We start from the raw sequence: 13,028 nt of genomic DNA, 5'->3' as shown, positions 1-13,028 counted from the left end.
ACTATGATTACTCTATACTGGAAAAAGTGAATAGATTGGATGCCATTTACCAAGCACCTAGCACAAGGTCAGCTACTTTATTTTACTCGCCACCCCAATGCAATCTCGGTGAGTGAAAATCGCTATTATCGTTGGCTAGCGTTTGATGATGTTATTCAAAGTGTAATGAATACGTGTCACCCTTCAAGACTGACCCTACCTCACCACTATGCTCTATTAATGCCTTTAATGTCTGTACTACCTGCTCAAATCACTGAATTTGGCTTAGGCGGTGGTAATATTGCAAGATTCATACGCACGCTGTCAGTTAATCTAAAGTACCAAGTTATTGAAACTGATCTTGACGTCATTCGTTGCTTTCAGCAATTTTTTAATGTCGAACAGAACGATGTAACAATAGCACACCTAAGCGCTTTGCAATGGATTGAACAGCAACAGAATAAAACAGGTTTGATAAGCCTAGATTACCAATGGTTTGTCTATGACATTTATCAGCACAGAGATGCCTATGTATCAGCAAACAACACAGCTTTGTTTTTGCTGATTAAACAATTAACCGTGACTCAAGCATTGACGATTAATTTACCTTTTGTCAGTGCAGTCGAACTAAGCCACCTGATCAAAGTGATTAAGAATGCTCAGCCCGGGCACTTGCTAACAGTTTATAACGTTCCTCATCACCAAAACAAAATACTTCACTTATTGCCGGGGTTAAAGCATCGCCAACAAAATTATGTTTGCCCATTGCCTGCGAAAAAAATCAAATACTGGCGGCATTATCACGATCAATTTCAGCTCAGATAGTCAATTGAAATGTTACAGGGCCATCATTTAATAATGAGACTTTCATGTCGGCGCCAAATATACCTGTTTGCACCGTAAAGCCCTTCTCTCGCAATGAGGTGCAGAAAAGTCTATACATATTGTCACTGAATGCAGGCTCAGCCGCTTTTGAGAAGCTTGGCCTCATGCCTCTTGTCGTATCGGCGGCGAGGGTAAATTGAGAAATGACCAAGATATCTCCGTCAATTTGGCCAACATTTAGGTTCATTTTCCCATGTTCATCTTCAAAAATTCTATAGCCGGCAACTCGTTCGGCCAATCGAGCCGTTTTTTGTTCGGTGTCTTCTGGTTCTACCGCTAATAAAACCAATAACCCTTGCCCAATTTCACCAACAGTTTCGTTTTCAACAACTACGTTTGCGTGACTGACACGCTGAATTAGGGCAATCATTTATTTTTACTTACCTCACTAAGGAACTTAGCCATGCTATCTGTCGCTTTACAAAAAGCATCAATGGTTTGCTTTTCAAAACCGCTGTGCCCTGCCGATGGCATGATTTGAAGATGAGCATTTTGCCATCGATTCATCAATTTGTCAGCTAAGTCGAGTTGACAGACCATATCATATCGCCCATGAATAATAATCGCTGGCAAATGTTTTATTTTGCTGATTTCCTCTAGCAGATACTCAGGAGAAAAGTAGCATTGATTTACAAAGTAATGACTGGAAATTTTGGCCATACATATCGCTTGATGAGTATCAGATACTTGACTCATACCAACGTGATGATGTTCAGTTGACGAAAGTCTTAACTCCCATAAAGCCCAAGCTTTACTGGCCGCAATCACCGCCACTTCATTTTCGCAGGTCAACATTTTGTAGTATCCCTGTAATGGGTCGAGTCGATCCTCAATCGGCAAAACACTGATAAAGTCTCGATAATACTCAGGAAAAAAACGTGCAGCCCCTTGGTGAGAATATAACCACTGAAATTCTTGCTCAGTGCCTAAAAAAATACCCCTTAAAATAAACGCAAGCACACGATCGGGGTGTGAAATCCCATAAGCCAAAGCCAAGGTGGTCCCCCACGAACCACCAGCAACAAGCCATTGTTGAATGGACAAATGCTCTCGAACTTTTTCAATGTCCTGAACTAAATCCCATGTGGTATTTTCAGACAAGTTAGGGGAAGGGTTTGAACGACCACAACCACGTTGGTCAATCAAAATAATATGATATCTTTCAGGATCAAAATACCGTCTATGATTTTCGCTACTGCCTCCACCGGGACCGCCATGAAGGTAAAGCACGGCTATACCATCTGGGTTTCCCGATTGTTCTACATATATTTCATGATGCTCAGATACAGGTAGAAACTCTTGCTTTATTGGCTTTATTTTTGGATAAAGGCTCTTCGACATATGTCATCACTTTGGATAAACAATCCACACATCAAAACAACATAGAGATGCTATGGCATCGATGTGAAATTGCACTCACGGTAAATAAATTAATTTTAGTCGGTAATTTCAAGTGTGTCTGTCTTAATTCCAACATCATGAAACTTTTCCAACGATGCGGTGATCAATGCACCGAAAAGCACCACAAGCCATGAAAGGTAAACCCACAGAAATAAGATGGGAATACCGGCTAACGCACCATAAATGGCCTGATAGGATGGAATTTGCGTAACGTAAATCGCAAACCCTTTCTTCGCCACTTCAAACAAAAGAGCAGCGACTAACGCACCAATGGCTGCATATTTCGGTGCGATCACTTTGTTCGGCACGAGCATATACAAAAGCATAAACGCGACAACGGAAATAGCCAGAGGTAATAATCGTAAAAAGATATTGGATAGTCCAATTACATCATATTCGCCAAGGTTTACCATTGAAACCAGATATGAAGAGATGGCAATACTACTACCTACCAGAACGGGTCCAAGCGTCAAAATCATCCAATACATAGGAAAAGCAGTGACCAATTTACGCTTTTCTTTTATTTTCCATATTTTATTTAAACTCGTATCAATCGCAGAAATAAGTAACAAAGCAAACAAGAAAAGGAAGCTAATCGCCACAGCTGACATTTTAGAGGCGTTATTTACAAAACCGGTCAAGTACTCTTGAACAGTATCACCCGCGGCGGGCATAAAATTGCTGTAAACAAAATTTTCTATCGTAACTTTGATATCGGTAAATATAGGAAAAGCCGTCATCACAGAGAACATTACCACCACTAACGGCACTAATGACATTAGAGTGACGTAAGACAAATAGCCTGCGACTACATGTATTTCTTGTTGCTTTTGTCGAAGGTGAAGAAAATGGAGAAAGCTAATTATGCTTTCTAATTTAATTTTATCGATCACGGTATTGCCTATTATTAAAAAATTGCGGTTCTTTCACTTCAATTGTTTAAACCGCTTTGTCAATGTACTATGCTATAAACTGTACATTTTTTTAGAAAATATAACATAATTAACAGGATATCACTATGTCAGGACAAGGTTCAGGTGGCAACGTATTAGCAGCTATTTGTAGTTTCTTTCTTCCAGGGTTAGGGCAACTCGTACAAGGAAGAATTTTAGCAGCAATTCTATTTTTCGTGGGCATGGCCATCTCTTGGGTGCTTGTATGGATTGCAATTGGTTGGTTACTAGTACCAATTGTCTATGTTTGGTGCATCATCGATGCCGCTCGTTATAAGTCATCGGGGTAATTATGAAACAGAAACTTTATAGTATTACCCTACTCCTTACCTTAGTTTTGGTGAGCGGATGTCAGTCCGCTTATTATTCAACCATGGAAAGCTTAGGTCAACACAAGAGAGACATATTAGTCGACCGTGTAGAAAACGCTCAGGAGTCTCAACAAGAAGCACAAGAGCAATTTAAGAGTGCCTTAGAGCAACTTAGTGCATTGATTGAATTCGATGGTGGCGATCTTCAAACTCAGTATGAAGCAACCCTTTCTCAATATGAAGCCAGTGAAGCGGCAGCAGCAGATGTTACAGGAAGAATAGAGTCAATCGAAAATGTAGCTGATGCATTATTTGATGAGTGGACGGAAGAAATAGAACAGTACTCTAGTGCTAAGTTAAAGCGTCAAAGCCATTCAAAACTAAACGATACTCAACGAAAATATCAAAAATTGATTAAAGCGATGCATCGTGCAGAAGGTAAAATGGCCCCGGTACTGTCTGCATTAAAAGATAATACCTTGTACTTGAAGCATAACTTAAATGCTAAAGCGATTGGTGCATTAGAGGGTGAGTTTCTTGATATAAAATCTGATGTTAATTCATTAATTAAAGAAATGAACAACGCAATTAATGAATCTCAATCCTTCATATCAAGTTTAAAGTCTGAATAAAGTCTCTGTAGCTAGTCGACCTTAGCTTTATCACGAATATCGCTACCATGCTGGTGGCGATTTATTCGAGACAATATGTCATTTAACTGCTTAACTTGCTCAACACTCGCTTTTCCTTGTTCGAAGAGCTCACTTATTTCACGCAGCTTATTGAGTTGTTCTGGCGACATACGTTAAATCCTTTTAATGACGATGAGTTAATAATGCATCCGCACATTATATTGAGGAGACTCAGGAATGATTCTCCGTATTATTTTATCTTCCCTACCATGCTCAATAAATTGGTTGTATAGTACTTTCAATTCCGAGCACTCAGCTTTACTTGCCCTTTCAGATACCATTTTTTCAAACAATTCATTCAAACGATTTACCTTATAAGTTTCCATGTTAATCGCTCTTGTCAAATTCACTAGTTAATCTTAGCAACGCACTGATATTCGACCAGTTATTCTAACACGAGAAAAAGTAACAAAAAGTAAAACACATTGTAACAAGCAATAAAAATAACATAAAATCAACAAGTTAGAATGTTCAACTACTTAAGATAAAAAGAATATTGTATAAACTCTGATATTAGTTTGAGACATGTCTTACAAGAATATGAGCAATATAGCGGTCTTCTTTTCTTTTCAATTACATTCGACTTATATACACACATAAAAAAAGCCGCAAATGCGGCTTTTTCGAAACATTTTACGACTACTTTTTAGCCGTTCTGCTTTCGCGTTTACGATCTGACTCTTTTAGCCATTTCTTACGAATTCGAATGTTCTCAGGAGTAACTTCCACTAATTCATCATCGTCTATAAACTCAAGTGCCTGCTCCAACGTCATTAACACTGGTGGTGTTAAGACTTGCGCCTCATCCGTTCCTGAAGCTCGCACGTTAGTTAGCTGTTTACCTTTAAGTGCATTTACCGTCAAGTCATTATCACGACTGTGAATACCGATAATCATACCTTCATACACTTCAATACCATGACCAATTAGTAAACGACCACGCTCTTGTAAGTTAAACAAGGCATTAGTTAGAGCTTTACCAGTGGCATTCGCAATCATTACACCGTTAAGGCGCTGACCAATTTCACCACCTTTGTGAGGGCCATATTGAAGGAACGTATGGTAGATTAAGCCAGAGCCAGAAGTCAGTGTCATAAATTCAGTTTGGAAACCAATTAAACCACGGCTTGGCATAATAAAGTCCATACGAATTCGACCTTTACCGTCAGGCGCCATATCGGTTAATTCGGCTTTACGTAAGCCCATTTTTTCCATGATAGAACCTTGATGCTCTTCTTCAACATCAATGGTTACTGTCTCATAAGGCTCTTCAATTTGTCCGTCCACTTCACGCATAATTACTTCAGGACGTGAAACAGCTAACTCGTATCCTTCACGACGCATATTTTCAATTAATATACCTAAGTGAAGCTCACCACGGCCAGACACTTTAAACTTATCCGGATCATCTAGTTGCTCAACACGTAAGGCAACATTGTGAATCAGTTCTTGATCTAAACGATCTTTGATATTTCGTGATGTTACGTATTTACCTTCTTTGCCAGAAAACGGTGAGGTATTCACTTGGAATGTCATCGTCACTGTTGGTTCATCAACTGATAGAGGTGGTAAAGGTGCAACTTCATTGGGACAACAAATAGTGTCAGAAATTTTTAATTCACCTAAACCTGTAATCGCAATAATGTCACCAGCTTCCGCTTGTCCGGTTTCGTGTCTATCCAAGCCTAAGTATCCGAATACTTTACCTACTTTGCCATTATGAATTTTTCCACGAGAGCCTTGAATAGTAACTTGCTGATTCGGCTTAACGGTACCACGCGTAATACGTCCAACACCGATAACACCTAAATATGAACTGTAATCAAGTTGAGAAATTTGCATCTGGAATGCGCCATCAGGATCAGCATCAGGCGACGGTACTTGGTCAACAATAGTTTGGAATAAAGGTGTCATGTCTGAACCTTCTTCGCCTTCTTCCATTGAAGCCCAGCCGTTAATTGCTGAAGCGTAAACAACTTGGAAGTCTAACTGATCATCAGTGGCGCCTAAGTTATCAAATAAATCAAAAACTTGATCCATTACCCATTCAGGACGGGCACCAGGCTTATCAATTTTGTTAATAACAACAATCGGCTTTAATCCCTGAGCAAAAGCTTTTTGCGTTACAAAACGCGTTTGTGGCATTGGACCTTCTTGCGCATCAACAATCAGTAATACTGAATCTACCATTGACATTACACGTTCAACTTCACCACCAAAATCAGCATGGCCCGGAGTATCAACGATATTAACACGATAGTCGTTCCAGTTAATTGCAGTGTTTTTAGCAAGTATGGTAATACCGCGTTCTTTCTCGATATCGTTAGAATCCATGACACGTTCTTCATGGTCTGAACGCTCACCAAGCGTACCTGATTGCTCCAGTAGTTTATCTACCAGAGTAGTTTTACCATGGTCAACATGGGCGATGATTGCAATATTTCTTAACTTATCTAACACGGGCGTATGCTCATAGGGCTTCAATTGGGCGCGTATTGTACAGGAGTAGGCGCGACAAATAAAACAGTATGTTGCATTAATGGCTCTGCACTAGTATAAAGCACTATTAGTCGGCCCCTTCACATGCACCACGCTGGCACATCTAAAGCACCATTGTGGTGCATGCGCGTTGAGCAAAATACATTTGTTTATTGATTTTAAAGGTTTTTTTTCTTGGCATGATTATAGCTATATCAGTACCAAGCAAATGCCAAGCATTTAATTCTTAATAAGATAACTTCACTGGAGACTGAAATGTCACAAGCAGTTTTAGATTTAATTAAAGAAAACGACGTTAAGTTCGTTGATTTACGTTTCACAGATTCTAAAGGCAAAGAACAACACGTTTCTCTACCTTACCATCAAGTAGACGAAGACTTTTTCGAAGACGGTAAAATGTTTGATGGCTCATCAATTGCTGGATGGAAAGGCATTAATGAATCAGATATGGTATTAATGCCAGACGCTGAAACAGCTGTTTTAGACCCATTTACAGAAGAAGTTACATTAAATATTCGTTGTGACATTGTTGAACCAGCGACAATGCAAGGTTATAGCCGCGATCCTCGTTCAGTTGCTCACCGCGCTGAAGAATATATGCGTTCAACCGGTATTGCTGATACCGTATTAATTGGTCCTGAGCCAGAGTTTTTCGTATTTGACGATGTTAAGTTCCATACAGATATGTCTGGTTCTATGTACAAAATTGATGATAAAGAAGCTGCTTGGAATGGTGCTACTCATTATGAAGATGGTAACCACGGTCACCGTCCAGGTGTTAAAGGCGGATACTTCCCTGTTGCTCCTGTTGATTCGTCACAAGATTTACGTTCTGCCATGTGTTTAGTGATGGAAGAGATGGGCTTAGTCGTTGAAGCACATCACCATGAAGTTGCTACTGCGGGCCAAAACGAAATCGCTTGTCGTTTTAATACAATGGTTAAGAAAGCTGACGAAGTTCAAATCTACAAGTATGTTGTCCATAACGTAGCTCATGCTTACGGTAAAACGGCAACATTCATGCCTAAGCCATTGGTAGGTGATAATGGTACAGGTATGCACGTTCACCAGTCTCTAGCAAAAGACGGGGTTAATTTATTCTCCGGTGACAAGTACGGCGGATTATCTGAAATGGCGCTTTACTATATTGGTGGCATCATCAAGCATGCAAAAGCATTAAACGCTTTCACTAATGCTTCAACGAATTCATACAAGCGTCTTGTGCCTGGTTTTGAAGCCCCCGTAATGCTTGCTTATTCTGCACGTAACCGTTCTGCTTCTATCCGTATTCCAATTGTACCTACTCCAAAAGCGACTCGTATAGAAGTGCGTTTCCCTGATCCGACAGCTAACCCATACTTAGCATTCTCTGCAATGCTTATGGCTGGCCTTGACGGTATCAAGAATAAGATCCACCCTGGTGATGCCATGGATAAAGATTTATACGATTTACCAGCAGAAGAAGCAGCAGCCATTCCACAAGTTGCTTCATCTTTTGAAGAAGCTTTAGATGCTCTTGAAGCAGACAAAGAATTCTTAACCGCCGGTGGTGTTATGGATAGCGATATGATTGATGCATATATTAGCCTTAAGCGTGACGAAGTAGAGCTATTAAACTCAACCACTCACCCTGTAGAGTTCGATATGTACTACAGTGTTTAATTCCTAAACTAAACAAAAAGTTACACAATTAAGAAAAAAGCTCACTCAGGTGAGCTTTTTTTGTGGCACAGATTGTATAATTTGTTTAGATTAGTAAGTAATACTTTGCAGGAGCAATCACTTTCACATGGCTAAGTTGTATTTCATCATAATATTAACTGTGATTTTTTCATTTCCAGTTAATGCTGGGCAGGCAAAAGTGTATGTCTGGCGCGATGAAAATGGGGTGCTTGTTTTTTCAGATAGCCCAAGAGCCGATGCAGAAGAAGTTAAGGTCAGGGACGATACATTAACGCTACCCTCGGTTGATACTTCTATTCTAGATATAAAGCCACAGGTCATTGATGAAAGTTATGAGGTTGTCATTACCCAACCCGAAAACAACGCTACCATTCGTGATAATAGCGGCTCTGTATACATCTCTGGTGGCATTAAGCCAATATTCAAACGCGGGCATAAAATTCAGTTATACCTTGATGGCAATCCACATAAAAAACCCCAAACCCATTCAATGTTTGCTTTAAGAAATATTGATCGCGGCGAACATCAAATAAAAATGGATCTAATCGATGACAAAGGCAAGGTTATTGCATCTTCAGAAGCAGTAACCTTTTATATGCATCGCACTTCAGTAAACTAACGAAATTACGTGCAAACCAAGAGGTTTATTTATAAACTGAAAAACAGCATGCACCAATATAGTGCATATGGAGTTATGTATTGCACGATCATCGCGATTTATTAAAACACAAATTGAATTATCAACAACAGCTAGCTAATCAGCTCGTCACAGCTGTTATTGTGTTCGATGAAAAGCTCACAATTCAATACGTAAATCCTGCGGCTGAAGCCTTATTGGTCAAAAGTTTTAATAAGCTATATAACTTAGCATTTGCAGACATATTTAAGAATTTATCAATTGATGACGTTAGACTTCAACAAGTATTGGAAAGTGGTCAAGAGTTCACTGACAGTGACGTCAAAATCAAGTTCGCTGAGCATTATGAATTTACCGCTGAAATCACCGCTTCTGCAGTAGAATTTAATAATACACCTCATGTAATGCTTGAACTCAGACAAGTGGATCAACAAAAGCAAATCAGTATAGAGGTTTTTCAGCAACAACAATGGGAATCTGCACGAGACCTGATCCGAGGCTTAGCACATGAAATTAAAAATCCATTAGGCGGTCTTCGCGGCGCAGCACAATTACTCACGAAAGAGCTCTCTGAAGATCAACAAGAATATACTACCTTAATTATTGAACAGGCTGATAGACTAAGAAATTTGGTTGACCGTTTATTGGGGCCAAATCAACTACCAGACATGAAAACACAAAATGTTCATCTTGTGCTGGAGAAAGTTAATCAGCTGGTGAGTTTCGATAACACCAAAAACATTAAACTCGTTAGAGATTATGATCCGTCAATCCCTGATGTTACTTTCGACGATGACAAACTCCATCAAGCCGTCTTGAATATTGTCAGCAATGCCGTTCAAGTAGTAGAAGAAGGCAGTGAAATTTTGCTAAGAACCCGTGTTGCTAGTAATCAAACTATTAATGGAAAACGGGTAAAACTTACGGTCATGATCAGCATCATTGATCATGGTCCTGGTATTCCAGAAACAATACAAGACACACTATTTTATCCTATGGTATCAGGTCGCTCTAACGGCACAGGTCTAGGATTATCAATTTCTCAAACCCTAATTAATCAGCACAAAGGGAAATTATCTTGCAATAGCCGACCCGGTAGAACCGAGTTCATCATATTACTACCTTTATCAGAAGAGAATACCGCATGATCACAGAACAAATTTGGATAGTAGATGACGACAGTTCCATTCGGTGGGTGTTAGAAAAAGCATTGTCCAATGCAAACCTATCTGTCGCTTCATTTGAAAATCCTGAGAATTTACTAACCGCTTTGGATCATGGAAGACCAGAAGTCATTATTTCAGATATACGCATGCCACAAATGGACGGGATGACGCTATTAGAAAAGATTGGCAAAGAGCACCCTGAAATACCCGTGATCATCATGACTGCACATTCTGATTTAGACAGTGCGGTTAATGCCTACCAAGGCGGCGCCTTTGAATATTTACCTAAACCATTTGATATAGATGATGCCGTAACACTGGCGAATCGTGCATTAACGCATTCTCAGGAACTCTCGGCAAAAAGTAAGCAAAAAGCACCCACTTCAACAGCCGTTGGCATTATTGGTGAGGCTCCTTCCATGCAGGAAGTCTTTAGAGCCGTAGGGCGCCTATCTCGCTCAAGTATTAGTGTATTGATTAATGGCGAATCTGGTACGGGTAAAGAATTAGTAGCGCATGCACTTCACATGCATAGCCCCAGATCAAATGAAACTTTCATACCGTTAAACATGGCCGCTATTCCAAAAGATTTAATTGAATCAGAGCTTTTCGGACATGAAAAAGGGGCGTTTACCGGCGCCAATAGTGTTCGACAAGGTCGATTTGAACAAGCACATAACGGTACTCTCTTTCTTGATGAAATAGGCGATATGCCTCTTGATGTTCAAACTAGGTTGTTGAGAGTGTTAGCTGACGGACAATTTTATCGCGTAGGCGGACATTCACCGGTTCAAGTCGATGTGCGTATCATCGCCGCTACTCACCAAAACCTTGAAGAGAGAGTTAAGACCGGCGACTTTCGTGAAGACTTATTTCATCGCCTTAATGTCATTCGTATACACATCCCTTCGCTTAGAGAAAGAAAAGAAGATATCGAACAGCTTACCAATCACTTTTTAAAACTGGCTGCCAACGAACTCGGTGTTGCACCTAAAACACTATCCAAGAATGCACTCATTCAGCTTAAACAAAGTAATTGGCCTGGTAATGTTAGACAACTAGAGAACATCTGCCGTTTTTTGACTGTCATGGCAAGCGGCAAAGAAATATTGGCTGACGACTTGCCTGATGAACTTAACGAAAAACCAGTTGTTATTAGCCAAGCTGGTAACGATTGGCAAGCATTGCTCGGTTGCTGGATGGATGAGCAATTATCCCAAGGGCGCTCTGCAATCTTGGATGAAGCCATGCCTGAATTTGAGAAAATTCTACTTGAAAGAGCACTGATCCACACAGGTGGACACAAGCAAGAGGCGGCTAAAAAATTAGGATGGGGACGAAATACCCTTACAAGGAAGCTTAAAGATCTTGGCCTTTAAAAAATACGTTATGCTGTACAACCCTCGTCCGCACATTGTTTACAGCTATTACACAACTTAAGATTGATAAAATGCGCTGTCACCATCAGGGCAGCACCAACAATGATAAAGAATGGTTGTACTTCTTCGGCGAAGTCATGCTTTATCCAATATACAGCGACGCCAAGGTATAAAATATAAAAAGGATATAAACGTCGATGGTAGCGCTTAAAGCCAGAAAATAAAGCAACCGTCCCTAACAGAGCTGTCATAATAAGAAATACATGCTCCCACGTATGATCAGCAAGGAAACTTAAACCTAACAGAGGTAAAGCAGGCAATAATATCGGTAAAAGTATACAATGCAATGCACATAAAGATGTTGCAGCAATACCAATTCTATCTAGCACTTATTTTTCCTAATCAGTTGACGTTTTGATACTATATCACATAAGTTATAATATCACACTATAACTTTGTTAAGCTTTGTCAACAGGGAACGACATTACCTCATCTATATGCTTGCTTCCTAACGACAACATTACTAGTCTATCAATGCCTAATGCAACACCCGAGCAGTCAGGCAAACCATTTTCTAAAGCTCTAATAAAGCGTTCGTCAATGATTCTTGTTGATAATCCTTGTTTTATTCTATCCTTATTATCTTCAACAAAACGGGCTCTTTGCTGTATAGGATCGGTAAGCTCATTAAATCCATTAACCAATTCCACACCCTTAAAATAACATTCAAAACGTTGTGCAACACTTTCGTTGTCAGGATTTAACTTAGCCAAAGATGCTTGAGATGCGGGAAAACTATAGATGAAACAAGGCTGTTCATTACCAATATTAGGCTCTACCGCAAAGTTAAAAATAAACTGCAATAGTGTATCAAGATTTTCTGAGCTCGAGAGCCATTCTTCACTTTTATCACTTTCTTCAATCACACCCAAACACTCTGTGATGTTAGTGTTCAAAGGATCAATACCAACATAACGAATAAAGGCTTCTTGGTAGCTCAATCTCTCAGCACTTCCCGTCTTTAAGATTAGTTTCAATAAATCATCAATTTCGTCCATAAGTTGAACATCATTAAAGCCTAACCGATACCATTCAAGCATAGTGAACTCTGGATTATGAAAGCGACCGTGGCCTTCGTGTCTAAAGGCTTTACATATCTGATATATACAACCATAACCAGACGCCAATAATCGCTTCATGGCGAATTCTGGCGAGGTTTGTAAGTAATATGGTTGTCTGCCTTCGGCTAAAAAATCATATCTCGTTTCAAAAGCGTCTAAATGAACATCCGTAACTGTACCTTGGGTCATCAACGGAGTTTCCACTTCCGTTACACCCCGCTCTAAAAAGAATGCTCTGATAACTGTAAGTATATTCGCTCTACGTTGGGCTGATTCCCATGACATAGTAGGTTGCCAAGACATACTTTTCTCCAAGTTTTTA

Annotated in this window: 14 protein-coding genes; 7 read left to right on the top strand and 7 right to left on the bottom strand. The window is 39.8% G+C overall.

Annotation, left to right across the window (positions count from 1 at the left end):
- Window positions 1-39 precede the first annotated feature (39 nt).
- The gene (locus QUE03_RS01345) at window positions 40-804 is read left to right on the top strand and encodes a polyamine aminopropyltransferase (protein WP_286264322.1); all 765 of its coding nucleotides are present in this window, start codon (window positions 40-42) and stop codon (window positions 802-804) included.
- Here QUE03_RS01345 and dtd read toward each other — a convergent pair.
- The 3 genes from dtd to QUE03_RS01330 form a co-directional block, all read right to left on the bottom strand.
- Complete coding sequence (dtd, locus tag QUE03_RS01340) at window positions 797-1,234, bottom strand: D-aminoacyl-tRNA deacylase (RefSeq protein ID WP_286264320.1); 438 nt, start codon at window positions 1,232-1,234, stop codon at window positions 797-799. The genes QUE03_RS01345 and dtd overlap by 8 nt on opposite strands.
- A complete protein-coding gene (pip, locus tag QUE03_RS01335) occupies window positions 1,231-2,205 on the bottom strand; it encodes a prolyl aminopeptidase (RefSeq protein ID WP_286264318.1) in 975 nt (324 codons plus the stop codon). The genes dtd and pip overlap by 4 nt, the downstream gene beginning before the upstream one ends.
- 95 nt (window positions 2,206-2,300) lie before the next feature.
- Window positions 2,301-3,158, bottom strand: coding sequence for a virulence factor BrkB family protein (locus tag QUE03_RS01330; protein ID WP_286264316.1), 858 nt, complete (start codon window positions 3,156-3,158; stop codon window positions 2,301-2,303).
- 125 nt (window positions 3,159-3,283) lie between these two features.
- Here QUE03_RS01330 and QUE03_RS01325 point away from each other — a divergent pair, with 125 nt between their 5' ends.
- Both QUE03_RS01325 and QUE03_RS01320 read left to right on the top strand, forming a co-directional pair.
- Window positions 3,284-3,508 carry a hypothetical protein gene (locus QUE03_RS01325; RefSeq protein ID WP_286264314.1) on the top strand — a complete coding sequence of 75 codons (225 nt, stop codon included), beginning with the start codon at window positions 3,284-3,286 and terminating at the stop codon, window positions 3,506-3,508.
- Between the two features lie 2 nt (window positions 3,509-3,510).
- Window positions 3,511-4,161: a DUF2959 domain-containing protein gene (locus QUE03_RS01320; RefSeq protein ID WP_286264312.1), complete on the top strand. Its 651-nt coding sequence runs from the start codon at window positions 3,511-3,513 to the stop codon at window positions 4,159-4,161.
- Between the two features lie 11 nt (window positions 4,162-4,172).
- Here the strand turns inward: QUE03_RS01320 and QUE03_RS01315 are convergent, their stop codons facing one another.
- Window positions 4,173-4,331 carry a hypothetical protein gene (locus QUE03_RS01315; RefSeq protein ID WP_286264310.1) on the bottom strand — a complete coding sequence of 53 codons (159 nt, stop codon included), beginning with the start codon at window positions 4,329-4,331 and terminating at the stop codon, window positions 4,173-4,175.
- A gap of 529 nt (window positions 4,332-4,860) precedes the next feature.
- Window positions 4,861-6,681: a translational GTPase TypA gene (gene typA / locus QUE03_RS01310; protein WP_286264308.1), complete on the bottom strand. Its 1,821-nt coding sequence runs from the start codon at window positions 6,679-6,681 to the stop codon at window positions 4,861-4,863.
- Between the two features lie 294 nt (window positions 6,682-6,975).
- Here typA and glnA point away from each other — a divergent pair, with 294 nt between their 5' ends.
- The 4 genes from glnA to glnG all read left to right on the top strand — a co-directional run bounded on the left by glnA (window position 6,976) and on the right by glnG (window position 11,585).
- Window positions 6,976-8,382 (top strand): glutamate--ammonia ligase, encoded by a 1,407-nt coding sequence (glnA, locus tag QUE03_RS01305; RefSeq protein ID WP_286264305.1) that lies wholly within the window; start codon window positions 6,976-6,978, stop codon window positions 8,380-8,382.
- Window positions 8,383-8,509: 127 nt separating this feature from the next.
- Window positions 8,510-9,022: a DUF4124 domain-containing protein gene (locus tag QUE03_RS01300; protein WP_286264303.1), complete on the top strand. Its 513-nt coding sequence runs from the start codon at window positions 8,510-8,512 to the stop codon at window positions 9,020-9,022.
- Between the two features lie 80 nt (window positions 9,023-9,102).
- Window positions 9,103-10,188, top strand: a complete 1,086-nt coding sequence (gene glnL, locus QUE03_RS01295; RefSeq protein WP_286264301.1) for a nitrogen regulation protein NR(II) — start codon at window positions 9,103-9,105, stop codon at window positions 10,186-10,188.
- The gene (gene glnG / locus QUE03_RS01290) at window positions 10,185-11,585 is read left to right on the top strand and encodes a nitrogen regulation protein NR(I) (protein WP_286264300.1); all 1,401 of its coding nucleotides are present in this window, start codon (window positions 10,185-10,187) and stop codon (window positions 11,583-11,585) included. The genes glnL and glnG overlap by 4 nt, the downstream gene beginning before the upstream one ends.
- An 8-nt stretch (window positions 11,586-11,593) precedes the next feature.
- Here the strand turns inward: glnG and QUE03_RS01285 are convergent, their stop codons facing one another.
- Complete coding sequence (locus QUE03_RS01285; RefSeq protein WP_286264298.1) at window positions 11,594-11,974, bottom strand: MerC domain-containing protein; 381 nt, start codon at window positions 11,972-11,974, stop codon at window positions 11,594-11,596.
- A gap of 69 nt (window positions 11,975-12,043) precedes the next feature.
- On the bottom strand, window positions 12,044-13,009 hold the full coding sequence (gene epmA, locus QUE03_RS01280) for an elongation factor P--(R)-beta-lysine ligase (protein WP_286264297.1): 966 nt from the start codon (window positions 13,007-13,009) through the stop codon (window positions 12,044-12,046).
- Between the last annotated feature and the right edge of the window lie 19 nt (window positions 13,010-13,028).

The organism is Thalassotalea atypica, assembly GCF_030295975.1.
Classification (GTDB): domain Bacteria; phylum Pseudomonadota; class Gammaproteobacteria; order Enterobacterales; family Alteromonadaceae; genus Thalassotalea_F; species Thalassotalea_F atypica.
The sequence above is the reverse complement of the archived record's forward strand: the minus strand, read 5'-3'. Positions and strand labels throughout refer to the sequence as shown.